This window comes from Micromonospora sp. CNZ299, from assembly GCF_002754415.1.
This window is the reverse complement of the sequence record NZ_PEFG01000001.1, coordinates 5,437,623-5,458,321: the sequence shown is the minus strand read 5'-3', so window position 1 is coordinate 5,458,321 and position 20,699 is coordinate 5,437,623. Positions and strand designations below refer to the sequence as shown.

The window sequence follows — 20,699 nt, the reverse complement described above, 5'->3', positions numbered from 1 at the left end:
CGGGGGAGTGTCGGCCGGCAGCGCACCAACCCTCCTGCCCCGCCGCCACCTGATGCGGGCGTTTAGGGCCGATGCCGCACCTCCGCCAAGGTCAAGACCCATGCTGTACGGGTGACACGCTCCGGTTCCACGTCCGGCGCGGTACGGGTCGCGTTCGCCTTCTGGATCACGCTCGTGGGCACCACCGTGCCGACCCCGCTCTACCCGCTCTACGAGATGCAGTTCGGCTTCTCGTCGTTGACGGTGACAGTGGTCTACGCGTTGTACGCGCTGGGCGTGGTCGTCGGGCTGCTGGTGTTCGGGCGGCTCTCCGACCAGATCGGCCGACGTCCGGTCATCCTCGCCGCGCTGCTGCTCTCCGTCGCCGCGGACGCCGTCTTCCTGTTCGCCGTGGACCTGGCGATGATCATCGTCGGTCGGATCCTCGCCGGTCTGTCCGCAGCGCTGATCATCGGTGCGGCGACCGCGGCGCTGGCGGAGTTGATCGACCGGCGGCATCCGAAACGAGCCGCCACTGTGTCGATCTTCGCGAACCTGGGTGGTCTCGCCACCGGCACCCTGCTGGCCGGGATCGTGTCGGACGTGGCGCCCGACCCGCTGCGGCTGCCCTGGGTCATCGTGCTGATCCTCGCGGTGCTGGCGATCATCGCGTTGCGGGGCGTGCCGGAGACGGTCCGCGAGCGCTCGCCGGTGACGCTACGGGTGCAACAGTTGCACGTGCCCGCGGCCATTCGCGGCGCCTTCGTCCGCTCGGCGATCACCGCCGGTGCGGGCTTCGCCGCGCTCGGGGTGCTCACGTCGGTGACTGGGCTCTTCCTCGGCATGGTTCTGCACGAGACCTCGCACACCCTGGCCGCGCTGGTGGTCTTCGTGGCCTTCGCCGGTGCCGCGTTCGGTCAGCTGCTGACCCGCGTGCTGTCCTCGCGCGCCGCGCTGGCCAGCGCCTGCGTCGGCCTGATCGTGGGAGCCGGGCTGCTGGCGTTCAGCATGTGGATGGCGCTGCTGGCGACGCTGCTCGTCAGTGCGGCGCTGATCGGGGTCGCGTCCGGGGTGGCGGTCGGCGACGGCATCGCGACGATCACCATGAAGACCGAGCCGCAGCACCAGGCCGAGGCGGTGTCGACGTTCTTCGCCATCCTGTTCGCCATGCTGGGCGTGCCCGCGGTCGGGGTCGGTCTGCTGATCCAGACGATCGGTCTGCGCCCCGCCGGCGAGGTCTTCAGCGCGGCGGTGGCGGTGCTCGCGGTCGTCGTCCTGCTCAGCCTCCTGCGGCGTGACCCGGCCCCGCCCGCGACCCGGTCCGCGCCCTGAGCTGACGACGAAAGGCCGACGGCTGGCCGCCCGGTCGGCGGGAGATGTCAGCGGTCTTCTGGGCTGCCGAAAGCCATTCACGGAGGTCTTGCGGCAGTCATCGTATACAACATACGCTCCCCAAATCGCCCACCTGAGGAGCTCTCCATGACGAACCTCTCCGCCAGCGAAACGCGCCTGCCCCGCCCCCGCGTGCTCCGGGCCGCAGTGGCGGCGGCCGCCGCTGTCTGCACCATCGTTGCCTGCTCACCGGTGTCGAACAGCGGTGGCGACACGTCCGGCGACAACCAGTCGGCCAGCCAGGATTCCTTCGGAACGCCGGCAGACCCCGCCGCCGTGAAGCAGGGTGGCAAGTTGGAAATCGCGCTCTCGGCAGAGCCCGACGCGCTGGACCCGACACTGTCGAGAAGCCTCTACTCCCGCTACGTCTTCCAGGCGATGTGCCAGAAGCTCTACGACGTCGACGAGAAGGCGCAGGTCGTACCGCAGCTCGCGACCGCGCTGCCCACCACGAGCGGCGACGGCCGGACGGTGACCATCCCGTTGCGCCCGGGCGTGCGCTTCGCGGACGGGACGCCGTTCGACTCGGCCGCGGTGAAGGCCACCCTGCAACGCCACCTCACCAACGCCCGGTCGGCGCGCAAGAGCGAACTCGGGCCCATCGACGGCGTCGACACCCCGGACGCGCAGACCGTCGTCCTTCGACTGAAGCAGCCGTTCGCGCCGCTGCTCGGTGCCCTCGCCGACCGCGCCGGCATGATCATGAGTGCCCAGGCGTTGCGGAGCCTGGGCGACGACTTCGCCTCGGCGCCGGTCTGCGTCGGCCCCTTCAAGTTCGCCAAGCGGGTGCCACAGAACTCGATCGAGGTGGTGAAGGACCCGAACTACTACGACGCGAGCAAGGTGCACCTCGACGGCATCTCGTGGCGAATCCTCACCGACGCGAGCATCCGTGCCGCCAACCTGCGCTCCGGCGACGTGCAGGTCGCCGACAGCGTCTCCACCCAGGACTTCGCCGCCCTGCGCCAGGACGCCGCGGTCTCGGTCCTGCAGTCGCAGTCGCTCGGCTACCAGGGTCTGACGATCAACATCGGCAACGTCGACGGCATCGGCACGGCACCCAAGCCCATTAACCGTCCGCTCGCGCAGAACGCCAAGGTACGGCAGGCCTTCGAGCACGCCATCGACCGCAAGGCTCTGGTCGACGCGGTGTTCAACGGTCTGCACGCCGTCGCCTGCTCACCGATCTCGCCCGCGAGCGCGTTCTCGTCGGCGGAGGCGCAGACCTGCCCGGCGCACGACCCCGCCAAGGCCAAGCAGCTGCTGGCGGAGGCGGGTGTGCAGACGCCGTACACGGTGACGATGCTGGCCTCGAACACGCCCGACACGCTGCGTCTCGCGCAGGCGCTCCAGTCGATGGTCAAGGACGGCGGGTTCGACCTGAAGATCAACCCGGTGGAATACTCGTCGCTCCTCGACGAGCAGGACCGCGGCAACTTCGAGCTGCTGCAACTCGGCTGGAGCGGGCGGATCGACCCGGACGCCAACATCACGAACTTCGTCGGCACCAAGGCGAGCCAGAACGTCGCCGGCTACAGCAACCCGCAGCTCGACACCCTGCTGACCCAGGCCCGCCAGGCCGGCGACGTCGAGGAGCGCAAGAAGCTGTACGGGCAGGCGGTTACCCTGCTCCAGCAGGACGACGCCCTGATCTACCTCTACCGGCAGCGCAACCTGACCGCCGTGAGCAAGCAGCTCCAGGGCCTGCAGGTCTTCCCGGACGGTGTGCTCCGGGCGGCCTTCGCCGGCTTCGCCAAGTAGGTCACCGTGGCCCGCTACCTGCTCACCCGCGCCTGGCAGTCGGCATTGACACTGCTGTTGTCGACGATCGTGGTCTTCGTCGGCGTGCGGGCCCTGCCCGGTGACCCGGCCCTCGCGCTGGCCGGGGAGGACCGCTCGCCGGAGGCGCTGGAGGCCATCCGTCGGCACTACGGGTTGGACCAGCCACTGCCGGTCCAGTTCGCGCAGTACGTGGAGCGCATGGCGCAGGGCGACTTCGGGGTGTCGATCCGCACCGGTACGCCGGTCTCGTCGATGCTCACGACCGCCCTGCCGGTGACCGTCGAACTGTCCGTCCTGGCGATCCTCATCGCCTCGGCGCTCGGAGTCGGCGCGGGCGTGCTCGCTGCGGTGCGTCGCGGGCGGCCCGCGGAGTGGCTCGCCAACGGCCTGGCCCTGGTGGGCCTTTCGGTGCCGCACTTCTGGCTCGGGCTGCTCGCGATCCTCTACCTGTCCGTGGCGACCGGGCTGTTCCCCGCCTCCGGCTTCGTGCCGATCCTGGAGGATCCCGTGGACAACCTGCACCACATCGTCCTGCCGGCGGTGATCCTCGGCACCGGCCTCGCCGCCATCATCATGCGGCAGACCCGGTCGGCGATGCTGGACTCGCTCTCCTCCGACTACGTGCGCACGGCCAAGGCGAAGGGCCTGCGGCCGCGCGCCGTCATCACCCGGCACGCACTGCGCAACAGCCTCATCGTGGTGGTCACCGTCGTGGGTCTCCAACTCGGCGGCCTGATCTCGGGCGCGGTCGTCACCGAGCAGATCTTCGGGCTGCCGGGCTTCGGCAAGATGACCATCGACGCGGTGTTCCAACGGGACTACCCGGTGATCCAGGCCGTCGTCCTGCTCACCGCGACGGCCTACATCGTGATCAACTTTTTGGTCGACCTGCTCTACTCGGTCATCGACCCCCGCATCAGGGTGACGGGAGATCCGGCATGACCGTCCTCACCGTACCGATGGCGGAGACCTCGGTCAGCGTCACCCGGCGCGCACGGGTGCTGCGACGGTTGCGCCGCAACCCACTCGCCGTGGTGAGCTTCGTCGTGCTCGCGCTGGCGGCGGCCACCGCGCTGCTCTCGCCGTGGATCGCGCCCTACTCCGTCGACCAGACCGACTTCGCCCGTACGTTCGCACCGCCCGGCACCTCCGGGCACGTGCTCGGCACCGACGACCTCGGCCGGGACGTCCTCTCCCGCATCATGCTCGGTGCGCGGGCGTCGTTGCAGGTGGGGCTCCTGGCGGTGGCCACCTCCCTGGTCATCGGTGTGCCACTCGGGCTCGCGGCCGGCTATTTCCGGGCCTGGGACGCCGTGATCTCGCGCTTCACCGACCTGCTGCTCGCGTTCCCGTTCCTGATCATGGCGGTGGGGCTGGCGGCCATCCGGGGCGCCAGCCTCGGCAACGCGGCGGTGGCCATCGGCATCGCCCAGATCCCCGGAGTGATCCGGGTCGTCCGCTCGGACACACTGCGCCTCAAGTCGCTGGACTTCGTCGCGGCGGCCGTGGTCGACGGGGCGAGCGACCTGTGGGTGCTGGCCCGGCACATCCTGCCGAACGCGACGTCGGTGATCCTGGTGCAGGCCACCGTCGCGATCCCGGCCGCGATCCTCGGCGAGGCGGTGCTGTCCTTCCTCGGCCTCGGCATCCAACCCCCGGCGCCCAGCCTGGGCACGATGCTGGCCACCGCCCAGCAGTTCGCCGCCCGGGCACCGTGGGCCGCCGTCCTTCCCGGTGTCGTGATCATGGGCTTGGCGCTGGCGTTCAATGTCTTCGGTGACGCCCTGCGCGACGCCCTCGACCCGAAGGGAGACCGCCGATGACCACGGCCTCCGCGGGCACTGCCGCGCCCGTCCTGGCGATCCGCGACCTCTCGGTGTCGTTCCCGACCGAGACCGGCACCGTCTCGGCGGTGGACGGGGTCAGCCTGGACCTCGCCTCCGGGGAGATCGTCGGGATGGTGGGCGAGTCCGGGTGCGGCAAGAGCGTCACCGCGATGAGCATCGCCGGCCTGCTGCCCGGCAGCGCCCGCATCACCGGCTCGGTACACCTCGACGGCGCCGAACTGGTCGGTGCCCGCGAGTCGGCGCTGCGCCGGGTACGCGGCCAGGAGATCGCCTACATCTTCCAGGAGCCGATGACGTCCTTGAACCCGGTGCTCACCGTCGGGCGGCAGATCGGGGAGGTGCTCCAGGTCCACGAACGGATGTCCCGACGAGCCGCGCGGGCCCGGGCCGTGGAGCTGCTGACGCTGGTCGGGATCCCGTCCGCGGCGCAGCGGGTCGACACCTACCCGCACCAGCTCTCCGGCGGCATGCGCCAGCGCGTGATGATCGCGATGGCGGTGGCCTGCGGCCCGAAGGTGCTGGTGGCCGACGAGCCGACCACGGCGTTGGACGTCACCGTCCAGGCCGGCATCCTCCAGGTGCTGCGGGACCTGCGCGACCGGCTCGGCACGAGCATCCTCATCATCACGCACGACCTCGGCGTGATCGCCGACATCGCGGACCGCGTCGTCGTCATGTACGCGGGACGGGTGGTGGAGCGGGCACCGGTCGACGACCTGTTCGCACACCCCAGGCACCGGTACACGGCCGGGCTCCTGTCGGCGTCACCGCAGCCGGGCCGGCACGCCGGCACGGACCGGTTGACCGAGATCCCCGGGCTGGTGCCCGTCCTGTCGACCCAACCCGACGCGTGCACCTTCGCGGACCGGTGCCCGGCCGCCGATGCGACGTGCCGCGACTCCGCCCCGCCTCTGGAGGGCGTCGGTGGCACGGACCACGTGGCGGCCTGCTGGCACCCCTGCACAACGGCACCAACGGCACCGACGGCACCCCAGGAGGCGACCCGATGACGCCGCAGCCCAACGCCCTGGAGATCGAGGACCTGGTGATGCACTTCGGCCCGGTCCGCGCCGTGGACGGGGTGTCCCTCACGATCCCGAGGGGCCGGGTCACCGCCCTGGTGGGGGAGAGCGGCTCCGGGAAGTCGACAGTGGGCCGATGCGTGGTGCGGCTCGTCGAGCCGACCGCCGGGACGGTCCGGATCGCCGGGACGGACGTCACGCACCTGTCCCGACGGCGACTGCGCCCCCATCGCGGCGCGGTGTCGATCGTCTTTCAGGACCCGGCCGGGTCCCTGGACCCGCGCATGCTGGTGGGCGACATCGTGGCTGAGCCGCTGCGGCTGGCCGGCAAACGGATCTCCCGGCGCGACCGGGACGCCCGCGTCGCCCCCCAACTCGAACGGGTGGGCCTGCGCGCCGAGGTGGCACGCCGCTACCCCCACGAGCTGTCCGGCGGGCAACGCCAACGGGTCAGCATCGCCCGGGCACTGATCTCCGAACCCATGCTGCTCATCGCCGACGAACCCACCAGCGCACTCGACGTGTCCGTGCAGGCGTCGGTGCTCAACCTCCTCGCCGACCTGCAACGCGACATCGGGTTCGCCTGCCTGTTCATCACCCACGACCTGTCCGCTGTCGAGTACCTGGCCGACGACATCGCCGTCATGTACCTCGGCCAACTCGTCGAGCAGGGCAGCCGCGAGCGGATCTTCGCCCGGCCCGCCCACCCGTACACGCAGGCGCTGCTGTCCGCCGCGCCGGTGGCCGACCCGGTGCGCCAACGCGAACGTCAGCCGGTGCTGCTCGGCGACGACCTGCCGTCCGCGCTCGACCCGCCGTCCGGCTGCCGGTTCCGGACCCGGTGCCCGCTCGCGTTCGACCGGTGTGCGACGGAGGTGCCGGCGCGGACGGCCATCGGCGACGGCATGGCCGCGTGCCACCTGGTCCGGCCCGACGGCACCGGCCCCGACGTTCGCACCGCAGATCCCAGTGAGGTGTTGTCATGACGTTCACCACCCGACCCACGCTCCAGGGCACCTTCGGCATGGTGTCCTCGACGCACTGGCTCGCCAGCCAGGCGGCGATGGGCATCCTCGAACGCGGGGGCAACGCCTTCGACGCCGCGGTCACCGCCGGGTTCGTCCTGCACGTCGTCGAGCCGCACCTGAACGGGCCGGGCGGCGAGGTGCCCGCCATCGTGGCCACCGCGGCGGACCCGACGCCGAAGGTGCTGTGCGGGCAGGGGCCCGCGCCGGCCGGTGCCACCATCGCCCACTTCCGGTCGCTCGGGATGGACCTCATCCCGGGGGCCGGGCCGCTCGCGGCGGCCGTACCCGGGGCGGTGGACGCCTGGCTCCTGCTGCTGCGCGAGCACGGCACGCTCACCCTCGCCGAGGTGCTGGAGCCGGCGATCGGCTACGCCGGCGCCGGACACCCGCTGGTGGGCCGGGTCGGTGACACCGTGGCGGCCGTGCGGTCGCTGTTCGAGGAACACTGGCCCACCTCCGCCGCGCTCTGGCTGCGCGGCGGCCGGCCACCCGCCGCCGGGGAGATGGTCACCAACCCGGCGTACGCGGGCACCCTGCGCAGGCTGGTCGAGGCGGGCCAGGCGGCCGGCGCGGACCGGGAGGCGCAGATCGAGGCCGCGCGTCGCGCCTGGAGTACGGGTTTCGTCGCCGAGGCCATCGACACGTTCAGCCGCCAGCCGTTCCAGGACTCCAGCGGTCGGCCGAACGCCGGGCTGATCACCGGCGACGACCTGGCCGCGTACTCGGCGACCTGGGAGGCGCCCGCCACCCTCGACTGGCACGGCTACACGGTGGCGAAGACCGGTTTCTGGGGCCAGGGCCCGGTGCTGCTGGAGTCACTGGCCACCCTCGACGCGCTCGACGACCCCACCGCGTACGACCCGTCGACCGCCCGGGGTGTGCACGCCCAGGTCGAGACGCTCAAGCTCGCCTTCGCCGACCGGGAGGCCTGGTACGGCGACGACGTCGAGGTGCCCGCCAAGGCGCTGCTCTCCCGGGAGTACGCGCGGGAGCGGGCAGCCCTGATCGGTGACCGCGCGTCGGCGCAGTTGCGGCCGGGGCGTCCCGACGGGGCGCAGCCACGGCTGGCGGCCCACGTCCGACCCGGCGCCGCCCGTCGTGCCGACCCGACGGATGCGACGACGGGGGAGCCGACAGTGCAGTCGGACGGCGTGACCCGGGGCGACACCTGCCACGTGGACGTGGTCGACCGCTGGGGCAACATGATCTCCGCTACCCCCAGTGGTGGCTGGTTGCAGAGCTCGCCCACCATCCCGGAACTCGGCTTTCCGCTGGGCAGCCGGTTGCAGATGTTCTGGCTGGAGGAGGGGCTGGCCTCGTCGTTGGCCCCCGGCCGTCGGCCGCGTACGACGCTGAGCCCGACGATGGTGCACCGCGACGGAGAGCCGGTGCTGGCCTGCGGGACACCCGGCGGCGACCAGCAGGACCAGTGGCAGTTGCCGTTCCTGCTGCGGCACCTCGTCGACGGCCAGCCCCTCCAGGAGGCCATCGACGCGCCGGCGTGGCACACGCTCAGCCTGCCGGGGTCGTTCTACCCACGGGACATGGAACCCGGCGTCCTGGTGGTGGAGGACCGGTTCGACGACGACGTGCTGGCCGCCCTGCGGGCGTACGGGCACGAGGTGCGGGTCACCGACTCATGGAGCCTCGGTCGGCTCTGCGCGGTGAGCCGCGACCCGGCGACGGGTGTGCTCTCCGCCGGGGCGAACCCCCGGGGGATGCAGGGCTACGCGTGCGGGCGGTAGGGCCTGGCGTAGCCACCCTCGGCGTTCTCGTGGGCCGCGGCGGACGCCGCGTCGAGGTGGTCGAGCGCGGCCCGCTCGGCGCGGTCGCCGTCGCCTGACTCGATGGCGTCGACGAGCTGGATGTGCTCGGCCCACGAGTGTGGCGCGCGTTCGGCCGCCCCGAGCCGGAAGATCCACTGGACATGGAGGTAGAGCGACTTGGCGATCGACGACAGCCAGGGGTTTCCGCTGACCTGGAGGATGCGCAGGTGCAGGGTGCTGTTCAGCTCGGCGACCCGGGCCAGGTCCTGTCGCTGCGTCGCCTCGCGTCCCTCGTCCAGCAGGGCACGCAGGGCCACCACGTCCGCGGCGGTCGCCCGCTCGGCGGCCAGCCGGGCGGCCAGCGTCTCCAGGCGTACGCGGACGGCGAACATGTCGGCGATGGTGCCGCTGCTCGGTGAGGCGACGACCGCTCCCCGGCGGGGGAGGATCACGACGAAGCCTTCCGCCTCAGCGACGCGCAGGGCCTCCCGGACGGGGTTGCGGGAGACGCCGAAGTCTTCCGCCAGCCGGTCCTCGGTGAGCCGTTCACCGGGAAGGTAGTTGCCGTCGATGATGGCGGTGCGCAGGGCGGCGAGGACCTGATCGCGTAGCGGCAGGTGTTGCGCGCCGAGCTTGTCCCGCAGATCTTCAGCCACCTGGTCGCCTCTCCGTGAACATGTCCGGACAAAGTGTATACGAAGAACAATCCCTGGAGGGTGGCCGACAGTGTCGAGCACAGTGCCCAACGTCATCCAGCCCCGTCCCGCGGCTCAGCAGGACCCGCGCCTCCTGCGTCGACGGCACGCGCTCGTCGTCGTGCTCACCTTCCTGACCGGTTGCGCCGACGCCATCGGGTTCCTCTCCCTCGGCGGTGCCTTCGCCAGCGTCATGACCGGCAACATGGTCCTGCTCGGACTCTCGGCGGGCCGAGGTGACGCCGAGCTGGCCCTGACGTCCGGCTGCGCCATTGTCAGCTTCATCGTCGGTGTCCTCGCCGGTGCCCGCGTCGTCGGCTCGGCACGACCGGGCGACCCGGTCTGGCCCCGGCGGGTCACCTGGGCGCTCGTCCTGGAGCTGCTGGTGTTCGTCGTGTTCCTCGTCGTCTGGGAGGTCACGCTGCACACCGCCGACGCGCATGTCCACCTCGCGCTGCTCATGCTGTCGGCGGTGGCGCTGGGCGTGCAGAGCAGTGCCATCCAACGGTTCGGTGTGCCCGGCCTGTCGTCGACGTACCTGACCGGCACGCTCACCAGCGTGATCGCCGGCGTCGCCGCGCGCAGCCCGTGGGGCAACCTGCGCCCCAAGGCCCAGGTGTTGCTGGCCCTCATGGTCGGCGCCGCCGTCGGCGCACTGGTCGCCCTGCACCTGCCGGTCGTCGCCCCGGCGCTGCTGATCGTGCCGCTGGTGCTCGTCATCGTCGTGTCCGCCCGGATGCGGGCCTGACGTCAGACGCCCCGGGCGAACAGGGCCAGGCGAACCCGGTTGGGGCTGTCGGTCTTGGTCATCAGGCTGGTGATGTGGGTCTTGACCGTGGTGACGCCGATGTGGAGGCGGTCCCCGATCTCGGTGTTCGACAGGCCCTCGGCGACCAGGTCCAGCACCTCCTGCTCGCGGGCGGTCAGGCCCTGCACCGACCGTGGTGTCTTGGGGCGGGCGTGCACCGCGCGCTGCACGAGGCGTCGCAGCACCTCCGGGCTGAACGGGCTGTCACCGACGGCCGCCCGGCGGATGCCGTCGAGCAGCTCAGCCGGGGGCGCGTCCTTGAGCAGGAACCCGCAGGCGCCGGCGGTCAGCGCGGGGTAGAGGTGGTCGTCGTCGCCGAACGTGGTCAGCACCAGGATGCGGGCGGCTGGTCTCGCGGCGAGGATCCGGCTGGTCGCGGTGATCCCGTCGACGCCGGGCATGCGCAGGTCCATGACGACGACGTCGGGAAGGAGCCGGGCGGCAAGTGTGATCGCCTCGCGGCCGTTGTCGGCCTCCCCGACGACCTCGATGTCGGGCTGGGCCGCACAGAGCATCCGCAACCCGGCCCGGATCAGGTGCTGGTCGTCGACCAGCAGTACCCGGATCACACCGGCTCCGGTGCGGGGGAGCCGGCCGGGGCCCCGCGTTCACCGGGCACCGACCGGACCGGTGCCCGGTCGGAGGCGGCCACCACGGCCGGCAGGGCGGTGCGCACCCGCCACCCGGTGCCGGACGGGCCCGCCTCCAGCCGGCCGCCGAGCACCTCGACACGTTCGCGCATTCCGGTGATGCCGTGCCCGCCGCCGGTCGGCACACCGGCCAATGCGCCCTCGCCGGCCAACAGGCCGCCGCCGGTCGGCACACCCGTCGGCGCCCCGCCGCGACCGGTGTCGGCGACCTCCCAGTGCACGACGCCGTCGCGGACGGCGACCACGAGGTGCGCCACCGCGGACGTACCCGCGTGTTTGGCCACGTTGGTCAGTGCCTCCTGGGTCAGCCGCAGCACCGCCATGCCGCGCACCGCGTCGAGCGAACCGATCGCCGGGTCCAGGTCGGCCTCCACGGTGATGCCGGCCTGACGGGCCCTGTCGATCGCCGCGCCGATCGCCGCCGGCAACGCGGAGGGCTCGATCGCGGTCAGCGCCGCGTCGCCGCGAACCCCATCGGCGTCGCGCAGCACCGCGACCAGCCGGCGCAGCTCCGCCAGGGCCGCGGTGCCCGTGCCGTGCACGTCGTCGAACACCTCACCGACCCGGGGGTCCAGGTCGGTGAGCACGTGCCGGGCCACGCCGACCCGCAGCACCATCGACGCGACGTGGTGCGCGACGACGTCGTGCAGCTCGCGGGCGATGGCGCTGCGTTCGTCGGCCCTTGCCGCGCGGCTCTCCGACTCGTGCTGCCGTTGCTCGGCGGCGGCGCGTTCCTGGGCCTGCCGGGCGAGATTCCAGTTGGCGCGGATGACCAGGCCGAGCAGCAACGGTATGCCGACCTCCAGGGCCAGGCCGACGACGCCGGCGGCGACCCGGTCGGCCGGATCGCCGATCGTGTTGGTCAGGTCGACCACGGCCAGCAGCCCGGCGGCCAACCCGATGGTGCGGGCGCGGTACGCCCCGATGGTGATCTCGATCAACGCCCAGCTGGCACCGACCTGATTGATCATGATGTCGTCGAGCAGGGCGATCGCCGCGGCCAGCAACGCGGCCTGCACCACCATGTTGGCGACCGGCCGACGGTGCAGCAGCAGCGCCGCGGCGAACGCACCCACCGCGAGGATCCACTGTGTCATCGTCGGCGTGCGCCCCGCCTGGGTGCAGAAGACCAGGTAGCCCACCCCGGCGAGGTCGAGCAGCGTCAGCCGCACGAGCGTGTCGCGCGTGTTGAACAGCCGACCCAGCCAGCGCACGGGCTCAGCCTAGGTGCTGTGGCTCGGTGGCAGCGCCCTCCGGCAGCCGCCACCGGGTGCGGACCGCGAGATAGGCGGCCAGGCCGAGCGGGCCGAGCAGGATGGTCAGCAGCAGCACCGGAGCCATCACCAGCGCCGGCACCCCCCGTTCGCGGCTGTCCAACCATGCCCAGCGCCCGACGAACAGATCGAACGCGATCATGTGCGCCCAGCCCGCCGCCGCCCCGTCGGAGGTGCCGAGCAGGTCGCGCACCCCCGTCAGGGTCGGCGACGCGACCGCCGGCAGCACGTCGCCGAAGGCCGGGATCACCAGCAGCGCGTAGATCACCACCACCGGCAGCACGATGAGCGGTGAGGAGATGACGCGGGCGGTCCAGGACCATCGCGGCAGCAGGATCATCATGGCCCAGAACGGCGCGGCCACCGCGAACGTCAGGACGAACAGCATCTCGGTCATGCGGCCAACGCCAGGTCGGAGCGGCGCCGCCGGGCCAGCACCAGAGCGGCGGCGGTCGCCGTCGCGACCACCAGGGCCGCGACCGCGGCGAGGGTGACAGCGTCCGGCCGCAGCAGCGCCTGCCCACGCAGGGCCTGCCAGGTCAACATCACAGTGAGTACGCCGTACGCCGCGCCCGCCACGACCACGAGCCGTGCCCGGGTGCGCTCGTCCAAGCGTGTCGCGAACCGGTTCAGCAGGATCGCCAGGATCGGCAGCGCCTGAAGGGCGTGCAACCCCACGAAGTGCCCGATCCGCAGGTCTCCGCCCATGGTGCTCCATCCAACCAGTGGCAGACCCGCCCCACCGTCCGGCACACCCACGCTGTGCGCCCCGACGACCCCCTCGATCCCCGGATCCTGACCGGGCAGTGCCATCGGCACCGCCGCCGCCATGCCCAGCAGCGACAGGCCGAGACCCCAGCCGACCGCGCGTCGGGCCACCAGGTCGGGAATCCGGCGGATCAACACCACGATCCCCAGGACGAGGTGCGCGAAGAACAGCACGCCGATCGCCGCGCCCATCGCCGCGAAGAGGGCGGTGTTCAGCGGGGTGCTGTCATTGAAGTGGCTGGTCTGCCCACGCACCACCTGTCCGACGATCACCACGTTCTCGACCGCGGCGACGGCGACGATGAGGGTGGCCATCCGCTCCGCGAGCCGGCTCCGACGGGGCAGCAGCGAGAGCATCCACGCGAGGGTGACGCCGTACAGCACGAAGGACACCGCGAACTTGAACGGCTTGAGCCAGATCGGCGCCCCGACCAGGACGCGTGGGTCGACGACGATGCCGACCGCGCAGACCACGGCGAGCGCCGCCATCGCGTACACGAGGAACATCAGTGGGCGGTGCCAGCGTGCCGCCCGGCGCAGATCGATTGTCATGTCTGTAGATGGTCGCGACAGTGCCCGCCGGTCGCGTCCGACCGCGAGCCCCGGTTGTGGCCAGGGGTCGGAGCGGGGTCTCCTCCCTGGGTAGGAGGCGAATCCCGCCGAGGACCGTCGCCCGCCCTGGCACAATGGCCGGTCTGCCGACCACACGGGGAGCGAACAGTGACGACCACGGAGGATCGCGTCCAGCCGAACGAGACGACACTGCCGCTGCTGCCCTGCCCCGCGCCGGAGGAGACCCTGGCGTTCTGGCAGGCGCTCGGATTCGAGGTGACCTACAAGCAGCTCAAGCCGTACGTGTACCTGGCCTTGTAGTGGAGTGGGTTCCAACTGCACTACGGCCCCGCGCCCAAGGACCTGGACCCGGCGAAGGAGACGTCCGGCGGCTGCCTGGTGATGGTCGACGCGGTCGCGCCGTACCACGCGACGTTCGCCGAGACGATGCGTCGCAGCTACGGCAAGGTGCTGGTCAAGGGTTTACCCCGGATGACCCGCTACCGCGCCGGGGCGTCGCGGTTCAGCATCGTCGACCCGTCGGGCAACACCATCACCTTCATCCAGCGCGACGAGCCGGAGGACCTGGAGTACGGCGGGTCGGCGGAGTTGCAGGGCCTGGCGCGGGTGCTCGACAACGCGCGGATCCTGCGCGAGTTCAAGATGGACGATCGGGCTGCCTACCGGGCGCTCGACTCCGGAATGCGCCGCCGTGCCGACGACGCGCCGGTGGTCGAGCAGGCGATGGCGTTGGCCGCGCTGATCGAGCTGTCGGTGGCGTTGGGGAAGGCGGAGCGCGTCCCCGAGTGGGGCGCCCGCCTCCAGGCGCTGCCCCTGACCGAGCCGGAGCGTACGCAGGTGGAGCAGTTCGTAGCCGACCCGGCCGTCCTGGAACCGTGGTGGGGACCCGACGCGCCCTGAGGCCGCAACACGCGCCGCGTCGGCCAAGATCTGCACAACTTCAGGGATGTAGGTGCCTCGGCGGCGAGTGAGGCAGCAGTTTCCCTGTTCCTGTGCGGATCTTGGCCTCGTGTCGGGCCCTACGAGGCCAACCGCTCGACCGTGTCGCGGCCTGAGCCTGGCAGCCCGGCCCCCTCGTCGGAGTGGTTGATCTCCGACCACACCGCGTCCAGGGAGAGGCCGAGGACGTCGGCGATGGCGGCGATGGTCGGGAAGGCGGGGGTGGCGATGCGACCGGACTCGATCTTCCGGAGAGTCTCCGGCGAGACACCCGCGTCCAGTGCGGTGAGGAGCATCGAACGGTCCCCCCGGGCTCGACGCAGCAGGGCGCCGAGCCGCTGTCCGCGTTCGACCTCTTCGGGAGTGAGCGGCAACCTGACCATGGCCCGATTCTAGTACCGGGATAATATGGCCGGGATAGTTATTGGAAGTGCGAGGAAGGCGCTGCATGATCGAGATCCTGACCCCCACCGACCTGCTGCGAGCGAGGGATTCCGGCGCCCTGGTCGCCGACATCCTGCAGACGCTGAAGAGCCGCAGCGCGGTCGGCACGAACCTCCTGGAGATCGACGCGTGGGCACGCAGCATGATCATGGAGGCCGGGGCGCAGTCCTGCTACGTCGACTATGAGCCGTCCTTCGGACGTGGGCCGTTCGGCCACTACATCTGCACGTCGGTCAACGACGCCGTGCTGCACGGACTGCCGCACGACTACACCCTCGCCGACGGCGACCTGCTGTCGCTCGACCTCGCCGTCTCCCTGGGCGGAGTCGTCGCCGACTCCGCCATCAGCTTCATCGTGGGCGACGTGCAGCCCCCGGAGAGCGTCGCGCTGATCGACGCGACCGAGCGCGCACTGAGCGCGGGGATCGCCGCCGCCGGCCCGGGCGCCCGCATCGGTGACATCTCCCATGCCATCGGCTCCGTCCTCACCGCGGCGGGATACTCGGTCAACACCGAGTTCGGCGGCCACGGCGTCGGCTCGACCATGCACCAGGACCCGCACGTCTCCAACACCGGGCGGCCCGGACGCGGGTACCGACTGCGCCCGGGCCTGCTGCTGGCGCTGGAGCCCTGGGTCATGGCGGACACCGCCAAGCTTGTCACCGACGCCGATGGCTGGACGCTGCGCAGCGTGACCGGCTGCCGGACGGCGCACAGCGAACACACGATCGCCATCACCAACGACGGAGCCGACGTGCTCACCCTGCCGAAGGCCTGATCCCGACCTCAGGAACCATCGGCCCGGCGGATCGCGGCAGCCATCTCCGCGGAGCTGTGGTCGGCGTCGACCCCCTCGACGAGGATCACGTCGCCGGCCAGGTGCCTCGTCCGCAACGGCTTGATCTCCTGGTACGCATCGGAGCCGTACCAGGAGCGGGCCCTGGTCGAGTCGGGAAACTCGATGACGACAAGATCGCCCGGCCAACTGCCTTCCAGCACCTCGACGGGCCCACCGTGGACGATGAACCGACCTTCGAAGGGCGCCAGGGTGGCATCGATGCGCTCCAGATATTCGAGCACCTCGGCATGGACAGGTGCCCTACGCAGATGAGCGAGCGCGTACGCGGTCATGATTCTCCGATCGTTGGGAACGCCTTCGTGGAGATGATCGCGAGCGTCGGTGCGCGCTGTCGATTACGTCGCAGGTAATGGGGCGTACCCCGGTGTGGTCACTAGGGTCGGGGGGTGACGACCAGGACCAGGCCGGGCCGACCGGTGGGGGAGCTGCTGCGAGACTGGCGTCGAACCCGCGGAATGAGTCAGCTCGACCTGTCGATCGAGGCGGGTGTGTCGGCCCGGCATCTGAGTTTCGTGGAGACCGGGCGATCCCGGCCGAGCCCGGACCTGATCCTGCGGCTGGCGGAGCGGCTCGACCTGCCGCTGGCCGAACGCAACACGATGCTGCTCGCCGGCGGCTACGCCCCCGCCTACCCCAGTCACGAGCTGACCGACCCGCAACTCGCCCCGTTCCGGGCCGCCGTACGGCAGATTCTCGACGGGCACAGCCCGTACCCGGCGGTGCTCGTCGACCAGCACTGGCAGCTCGTCGAGGCCAACCCCGCCGTGGCCCTGTTCACCGCCGACGCGAAACCTCACCTGCTGACCCCACCGGTCAACGTGCTGCGGCTCAGCCTGCACCCCGACGGCATGGCCCCGCGAATCCTCAACCTTCCCGAGTGGCGGGCCCACCTGCTCGCGCGGTTGCGCCAACAGGCCGCGGCGACCAGCGACCCGGTCCTGTCCGACCTGCTCGACGAGCTTCGCGGCTATCCCAGTGGCGACGACATCGGCGCACCGACCAGCGACGAGCTGTCGCGTGTCGTCATCCCACTGCGGTACCGCCACGGCGACCGGGAGCTGGCCTTCATCAGCACGACCACCCTCTTCGGCACCCCGCTGGACGTCACCGTCTCCGGGCTGGCCGTCGAGGCCTTCTTTCCGGCCGACCCGGTGACCGCCGCCGCACTCCACGCCCTCGGCACGCCCGCGGCCGGCGTGGCCTGACCTCGACACCGTCGTCGCGTCCGTGGCGTCGTCGGCGGCGACGAGCTGCATCCACCGTCTACGACTAATCCGCATCCGACGGGGCACGTTCGTCCGTATACATGGTGAGTCCCGTTCAGAATGAACCGATCGGTCATATTTTCCGTGATGACGGTCAGGGTCACACACCAGATTCGCGGAGGCACGATGTCAACGGTTCGAACCGGTCCGCTCGTCGGGCTGATCGTGCAGGTCGTCGTGCTGGCGGTGCTCGCGGAGACAGTCGGTCTGGGCGCGGCGGGATGGTTGGCGGGGCTGGCCTACGGAGTGGGCCTGTGTCTCCTGCTCAGCCGGGGGATGTCCCGGTCGGCCGCGCCTGGTCTGAGCCCGGCCGACCGCGTGACCCTGAGCCGGGCGATCCTCGTCGGCGGCGTGACGGCCCTGGCCGCGGAGTCGTTCACCCGGCCGGCGCCGGTCGCGTTGATGGTCACCCTCACCACCGTGGCGCTGGTCCTCGACGCGGTGGACGGCTACACGGCCCGCCGCACCGGGACGTCCAGCGCGCTCGGTGCGCGCTTCGACATGGAGATCGACTCTTTCCTGGTCCTGGTGCTCTGCCTCTACGTGGCCCCCTCGGCGGGTGCCTGGGTGTTGGCGATCGGCGCGATGCGGTACGTCTTCGTCGCCGCGAGCTGGGTGCTGGGCTGGATGCGCGGCTCGTTGCCGCCGCGCTACTGGCGCAAGGTCGTCGCCGCCGTCCAGGGCGTGGTGCTGGCGGTGGCGATGGGCGATGCGTTACCCGGTCCGTTGACGACAGTCGTGCTGGTGGCGTCACTGGCGCTGCTGGTCGAGTCGTTCGGGCGGGACGTCAGGTGGCTGTGGACGACGCGTCACCTGCGCCGCGCCCTCGTCCACGACGCCCCGGTCACCCACGATGCCCCGGCCAGTCACTACGCACCGGTCACCCAGCACGCCGCCATCACCCAGCACGTCGCACACGTTCCCGATGCGCCTGACGCGATGCCCTGGCCGGAGCACCGGCCGGTCGCCGTGGCCCGACGCGGGACCGCCCGCGTCTGAGCCGCCCGGATGCCACGCCCCACGAAGATCATGGAAGGATGCCCGGGTTGTCGCTCTTGACGCGCGTACGTCAGCAGTCGAGCCAGGGACGGAGGGCGATGAGAGGCGAACTGTCGGACGCCACCGAGACCGACGGCACCGCACCCGAGGGTCGGCCGGGCCGCTCCATCGTGGCCCGACTGGTCACCCTGCTGGCCGTGCTGCTGGTGCTGCTCGTGCTCACCCTGCCGTACGACTTCGGCCGGTTCAGCCCCGGTGCGTTCGTACGGATCCCGCTGGAGGCGCTGCTGGCCGTCGCCCTCCTGCTCGCCCTGCCGCCACGCGGCAGTCGGTGGGTCGCGACGCTCACCGGCGTGGCACTCGGTCTGCTCGGCCTGCTGAAGCTGCTCGACCTGGGGTTCTCCGCCTCGCTCAGCCGGGCCTTCGACCCGGTGCTCGACTGGGCGTTGCTGGACGAGGGGTTCGCCTTCCTCAGCGAGTCGTACGGTCGACCCGCCGCCATCGGCGTGGCGATCGCCCTGGCGGTGGTGGCGGTGGGCCTGCCCACCCTGGTCACGCTGTCGATGCGGCGACTGCGCGGGCTGGTGATCCGGCACCGCGCCGGGGCCACCCGGATCGTGGCGGCGCTGGTGGTCGCCTGGGTGGCCTGCGCCGCGTTCAACGTGCGGGTGGTCGAGGGCGTAGCGGTCGCCGACACGTCGGCGACCACGCTGACAAACGGCCACGGCTTCCAGGTGCGCCTGCGACTCGACGACCGGGAGAAGTTCGCCGCGCTACTCGAGGACGACCGGTTCGAGCAGACTCCCGGCGACCAACTCCTCACCGCGCTGCGGCGCAAGAACGTGGTCATCGCCTTCGTGGAGAGCTACGGCCGGGACGCCGTCGAGGACCCGGAGTTCGCCCCGCAGGTCGGCGCCATCCTCGACAGCGGCACCAGCCAGTTGCAGGCGGCGGGATTCGCCGCGCAGTCCGGCTTCCTCACCTCGCCGACGTTCGGCGGCGGCAGTTGGCTCGCGCACGACACCCTGCTCTCCGGTCTGTGGATCGACAACGACCAGCGGCACCGCACCCTGCTGGCGAGTGACCGGATGACCCTCAACGGCGCCTTCCGACGGGCCAACTGGCAGACCGTCGGCGTGATGCCCGCCGTCAGCAGGGCGTGGCCGGAGGGCTCCTTCTTCGGCTACGAGCGGTTCTACGACGCCAGGGCGCTCGGGTACCGCGGCCCGAAGTTCAGCTTCGGCACGATGCCCGACCAGTACACACTGTCCAGCTGGCAGCGCCTGGAGCAGGCGAAACAGGACGGCAACCCGGTGATGACGGAGATCGCGCTGGTGTCGAGCCACGCGCCGTGGACGCCCGTCCCGCGACTGGTCGACTGGGCCACCGTCGGCGACGGGGCGATCTACCGCGGCACCGCCGGCGAGGAGGATGAGCGGCGGCGCAGCACCGCCCAGATCCGGGCCGACTACCGGCAGTCCATCCAGTACACGCTGAGCACGCTCGTCTCCTACGTGCAGACCTACGGCGACGACGATCTCGTGTTCATCTTCCTCGGCGACCACCAACCCGCCGCGGTCGTCACCGGCGAGAACGCCAGCCACGACGTCCCGATCACGATCATCACCCGGGACCGGGCCGTCCTGGACCGGATCTCCGGGTGGGGCTGGCAGGACGGGCTCAAGCCCGGGCCGCAGGCACCGGTCTGGCGGATGGACACCTTCCGGGACCGGTTCCTGACCGCCTTCGGGCCGTAACCCCACTCACGGACTGGACGACAGACAGATGACGGCTACCACCGAGGCCAGGATCGCGGCGCTCCGGGCCGATCCGGCCATGTCCCTCCTGCACCGGTCGCTGGACGTCTACTACGGCGACCCGCAGCGGGACGCGAGGATGGACGCGTTCTACTCCCGGTTCGTCACCGCGGGGGACCTCGTCTTCGACATCGGCTCCCACGTGGGTGACCACATCGGCAGCTTCCGTCGACTCGGAGCCCGGGTCGTCGCCGTGGAGCCGCAGCCGCTGTGCCTGCGCGCCCTGCGGACGATCTACGCCGACGACGACCAGGTGACGCTGGTCGAAGGGGCATGTGGCGCGGCCGCCGGCAGCACACGGTTGCACGTCAACTCCGCCAACCCCACCGTGTCGACCGCCTCGTCCGACTTCGTACGGGCGGCGCACGGCGCGGGCGGTTGGGAGGGCCAGGTGTGGGACGGGGACATCGAGGTTCCGGTGGTCACCGTCGACGCGCTGATCCACGAGTACGGCGTACCGAGCTTCACCAAGATCGACGTGGAGGGTTTCGAGGACGAGGTGCTGGCCGGCCTGAGCCGACCGCTGCCCGCTCTGTCGTTCGAGTTCACCACGATCGCACGTGCGGTTGCCTACCGGTGTCTCGACCGCCTGACCGTGCTCGGTGTCGACGGTTTCGACGTGGCGCTGGGCGACGACAAGTCGATGACCTTCGAGAGGTGGCTACCCGCGAGCGACGTGGCAGCACACCTGCGCGACCTGCCGCACCGGACCAACTCCGGCGACGTGTACTGCGTGTCCCGGGGAGGGTTGCGACAGCCACCGCCGCATGACGATCCGAAGCGGCGGTAGCC

The 20,699-nt window shown here is 71.2% G+C and carries 21 protein-coding genes and 1 pseudogene; 15 read left to right on the top strand and 7 right to left on the bottom strand.

Annotation, left to right across the window (positions count from 1 at the left end; all coding sequences use genetic code 11):
• Positions 1-111 precede the first annotated feature (111 nt).
• The 7 genes from CLT68_RS24910 (at position 112) to CLT68_RS24880 (ending at position 8,795) form a co-directional block, all read left to right on the top strand.
• The gene (locus CLT68_RS24910) at positions 112-1,311 is read left to right on the top strand and encodes an MFS transporter (protein ID WP_099854511.1); all 1,200 of its coding nucleotides are present in this window, start codon (positions 112-114) and stop codon (positions 1,309-1,311) included.
• Between the two features lie 147 nt (positions 1,312-1,458).
• Complete coding sequence (locus CLT68_RS24905; protein ID WP_099854509.1) at positions 1,459-3,132, top strand: ABC transporter substrate-binding protein; 1,674 nt, start codon at positions 1,459-1,461, stop codon at positions 3,130-3,132.
• A gap of 6 nt (positions 3,133-3,138) precedes the next feature.
• Positions 3,139-4,095: an ABC transporter permease subunit gene (locus tag CLT68_RS24900; RefSeq protein ID WP_099854507.1), complete on the top strand. Its 957-nt coding sequence runs from the start codon at positions 3,139-3,141 to the stop codon at positions 4,093-4,095.
• Positions 4,092-4,976, top strand: a complete 885-nt coding sequence (locus CLT68_RS24895; RefSeq protein ID WP_088948702.1) for an ABC transporter permease — start codon at positions 4,092-4,094, stop codon at positions 4,974-4,976. The genes CLT68_RS24900 and CLT68_RS24895 overlap by 4 nt, the downstream gene beginning before the upstream one ends.
• Positions 4,973-6,010, top strand: coding sequence for an ABC transporter ATP-binding protein (locus CLT68_RS24890; protein WP_099854505.1), 1,038 nt, complete (start codon positions 4,973-4,975; stop codon positions 6,008-6,010). The genes CLT68_RS24895 and CLT68_RS24890 overlap by 4 nt, the downstream gene beginning before the upstream one ends.
• Positions 6,007-7,008 carry an ABC transporter ATP-binding protein gene (locus CLT68_RS24885; RefSeq protein ID WP_088948700.1) on the top strand — a complete coding sequence of 334 codons (1,002 nt, stop codon included), beginning with the start codon at positions 6,007-6,009 and terminating at the stop codon, positions 7,006-7,008. Before CLT68_RS24890 ends, CLT68_RS24885 begins: the two co-directional genes overlap by 4 nt.
• Entirely contained in the window at positions 7,005-8,795 is a 1,791-nt protein-coding gene (locus CLT68_RS24880) for a gamma-glutamyltransferase family protein (RefSeq protein WP_099854503.1), read from the top strand. Before CLT68_RS24885 ends, CLT68_RS24880 begins: the two co-directional genes overlap by 4 nt.
• Here CLT68_RS24880 and CLT68_RS24875 read toward each other — a convergent pair.
• Positions 8,777-9,472 carry a GntR family transcriptional regulator gene (locus CLT68_RS24875; protein WP_158240924.1) on the bottom strand — a complete coding sequence of 232 codons (696 nt, stop codon included), beginning with the start codon at positions 9,470-9,472 and terminating at the stop codon, positions 8,777-8,779. The two genes, CLT68_RS24880 and CLT68_RS24875, sit on opposite strands and share 19 nt — an antisense overlap.
• 70 nt (positions 9,473-9,542) lie before the next feature.
• On the opposite strand from CLT68_RS24875, the gene CLT68_RS24870 reads away from it, so the two are divergent.
• Complete coding sequence (locus tag CLT68_RS24870) at positions 9,543-10,259, top strand: YoaK family protein (RefSeq protein ID WP_158240923.1); 717 nt, start codon at positions 9,543-9,545, stop codon at positions 10,257-10,259.
• A gap of 2 nt (positions 10,260-10,261) precedes the next feature.
• Here the strand turns inward: CLT68_RS24870 and CLT68_RS24865 are convergent, their stop codons facing one another.
• The 4 genes from CLT68_RS24865 to CLT68_RS24850 are packed head-to-tail and all read right to left on the bottom strand — an operon-like array spanning position 10,262 to position 13,563.
• Positions 10,262-10,888 (bottom strand): response regulator transcription factor, encoded by a 627-nt coding sequence (locus CLT68_RS24865; protein ID WP_099854499.1) that lies wholly within the window; start codon positions 10,886-10,888, stop codon positions 10,262-10,264.
• Positions 10,885-12,183, bottom strand: a complete 1,299-nt coding sequence (locus CLT68_RS24860) for a histidine kinase (protein WP_099854497.1) — start codon at positions 12,181-12,183, stop codon at positions 10,885-10,887. Before CLT68_RS24860 ends, CLT68_RS24865 begins: the two co-directional genes overlap by 4 nt.
• Before the next feature lie 4 nt (positions 12,184-12,187).
• Positions 12,188-12,640 carry an ABA4-like family protein gene (locus CLT68_RS24855; RefSeq protein ID WP_088948695.1) on the bottom strand — a complete coding sequence of 151 codons (453 nt, stop codon included), beginning with the start codon at positions 12,638-12,640 and terminating at the stop codon, positions 12,188-12,190.
• A complete protein-coding gene (locus tag CLT68_RS24850; protein WP_099854495.1) occupies positions 12,637-13,563 on the bottom strand; it encodes a hypothetical protein in 927 nt (308 codons plus the stop codon). The genes CLT68_RS24855 and CLT68_RS24850 overlap by 4 nt, the downstream gene beginning before the upstream one ends.
• 168 nt (positions 13,564-13,731) lie before the next feature.
• Between CLT68_RS24850 and CLT68_RS33935 the strand changes: the two genes are divergently transcribed.
• Together CLT68_RS33935 and CLT68_RS24845 are read left to right on the top strand one after the other, a co-directional pair.
• The gene (locus CLT68_RS33935; RefSeq protein ID WP_486482304.1) at positions 13,732-13,884 is read left to right on the top strand and encodes a hypothetical protein; all 153 of its coding nucleotides are present in this window, start codon (positions 13,732-13,734) and stop codon (positions 13,882-13,884) included.
• Between the two features lie 81 nt (positions 13,885-13,965).
• The gene (locus CLT68_RS24845; protein ID WP_486482303.1) at positions 13,966-14,484 is read left to right on the top strand and encodes a hypothetical protein; all 519 of its coding nucleotides are present in this window, start codon (positions 13,966-13,968) and stop codon (positions 14,482-14,484) included.
• A 119-nt stretch (positions 14,485-14,603) separates the two neighbouring features.
• On the opposite strand, the gene CLT68_RS24840 is transcribed toward CLT68_RS24845, so the two are convergent.
• Positions 14,604-14,906 carry a helix-turn-helix domain-containing protein gene (locus tag CLT68_RS24840; protein WP_088948691.1) on the bottom strand — a complete coding sequence of 101 codons (303 nt, stop codon included), beginning with the start codon at positions 14,904-14,906 and terminating at the stop codon, positions 14,604-14,606.
• A gap of 65 nt (positions 14,907-14,971) precedes the next feature.
• Between CLT68_RS24840 and map the strand changes: the two genes are divergently transcribed.
• Entirely contained in the window at positions 14,972-15,745 is a 774-nt protein-coding gene (gene map, locus CLT68_RS24835) for a type I methionyl aminopeptidase (protein WP_099854493.1), read from the top strand.
• Between the two features lie 8 nt (positions 15,746-15,753).
• Here map and CLT68_RS24830 read toward each other — a convergent pair whose 3' ends face one another.
• Positions 15,754-16,098, bottom strand: coding sequence for a DUF1330 domain-containing protein (locus CLT68_RS24830; protein ID WP_088948689.1), 345 nt, complete (start codon positions 16,096-16,098; stop codon positions 15,754-15,756).
• Between the two features lie 114 nt (positions 16,099-16,212).
• Between CLT68_RS24830 and CLT68_RS24825 the strand changes: the two genes are divergently transcribed.
• The 4 genes and pseudogenes from CLT68_RS24825 to CLT68_RS24810 all read left to right on the top strand — a co-directional run bounded on the left by CLT68_RS24825 (position 16,213) and on the right by CLT68_RS24810 (position 20,697).
• The gene (locus CLT68_RS24825; RefSeq protein ID WP_099854491.1) at positions 16,213-17,031 is read left to right on the top strand and encodes a helix-turn-helix transcriptional regulator; all 819 of its coding nucleotides are present in this window, start codon (positions 16,213-16,215) and stop codon (positions 17,029-17,031) included.
• A gap of 186 nt (positions 17,032-17,217) precedes the next feature.
• Positions 17,218-17,910: pseudogene (locus tag CLT68_RS24820) on the top strand (CDP-alcohol phosphatidyltransferase family protein); the annotation flags it as partial.
• 278 nt (positions 17,911-18,188) lie between these two features.
• The gene (locus CLT68_RS24815; RefSeq protein ID WP_099854487.1) at positions 18,189-19,847 is read left to right on the top strand and encodes a sulfatase-like hydrolase/transferase; all 1,659 of its coding nucleotides are present in this window, start codon (positions 18,189-18,191) and stop codon (positions 19,845-19,847) included.
• 28 nt (positions 19,848-19,875) lie between these two features.
• On the top strand, positions 19,876-20,697 hold the full coding sequence (locus CLT68_RS24810) for an FkbM family methyltransferase (RefSeq protein ID WP_099854485.1): 822 nt from the start codon (positions 19,876-19,878) through the stop codon (positions 20,695-20,697).
• The last annotated feature ends 2 nt before the right edge of the window (positions 20,698-20,699 follow it).

What these genes read in the sequence shown, in the direction of transcription:
- CLT68_RS24905 (WP_099854509.1), top strand. Translation starts at nt 1,459, where the DNA reads ATGACGAACCTCTCCGCCAGCGAAACGCGCCTGCCCCGCCCCCGCGTG.
- CLT68_RS24895 (WP_088948702.1), top strand. Translation starts at nt 4,092, where the DNA reads ATGACCGTCCTCACCGTACCGATGGCGGAGACCTCGGTCAGCGTCACC.
- CLT68_RS24890 (WP_099854505.1), top strand. Translation starts at nt 4,973, where the DNA reads ATGACCACGGCCTCCGCGGGCACTGCCGCGCCCGTCCTGGCGATCCGC.
- CLT68_RS24885 (WP_088948700.1), top strand. Translation starts at nt 6,007, where the DNA reads ATGACGCCGCAGCCCAACGCCCTGGAGATCGAGGACCTGGTGATGCAC.
- CLT68_RS24880 (WP_099854503.1), top strand. Translation starts at nt 7,005, where the DNA reads ATGACGTTCACCACCCGACCCACGCTCCAGGGCACCTTCGGCATGGTG.
- CLT68_RS24855 (WP_088948695.1), bottom strand. Translation starts at nt 12,640, where the DNA reads ATGACCGAGATGCTGTTCGTCCTGACGTTCGCGGTGGCCGCGCCGTTC.
- CLT68_RS24850 (WP_099854495.1), bottom strand. Translation starts at nt 13,563, where the DNA reads ATGACAATCGATCTGCGCCGGGCGGCACGCTGGCACCGCCCACTGATG.
- CLT68_RS24845 (WP_486482303.1), top strand. Translation starts at nt 13,966, where the DNA reads ATGGTCGACGCGGTCGCGCCGTACCACGCGACGTTCGCCGAGACGATG.
- CLT68_RS24840 (WP_088948691.1), bottom strand. Translation starts at nt 14,906, where the DNA reads ATGGTCAGGTTGCCGCTCACTCCCGAAGAGGTCGAACGCGGACAGCGG.
- map (WP_099854493.1), top strand. Translation starts at nt 14,972, where the DNA reads ATGATCGAGATCCTGACCCCCACCGACCTGCTGCGAGCGAGGGATTCC.
- CLT68_RS24830 (WP_088948689.1), bottom strand. Translation starts at nt 16,098, where the DNA reads ATGACCGCGTACGCGCTCGCTCATCTGCGTAGGGCACCTGTCCATGCC.
- CLT68_RS24815 (WP_099854487.1), top strand. Translation starts at nt 18,189, where the DNA reads ATGAGAGGCGAACTGTCGGACGCCACCGAGACCGACGGCACCGCACCC.
- CLT68_RS24810 (WP_099854485.1), top strand. Translation starts at nt 19,876, where the DNA reads ATGACGGCTACCACCGAGGCCAGGATCGCGGCGCTCCGGGCCGATCCG.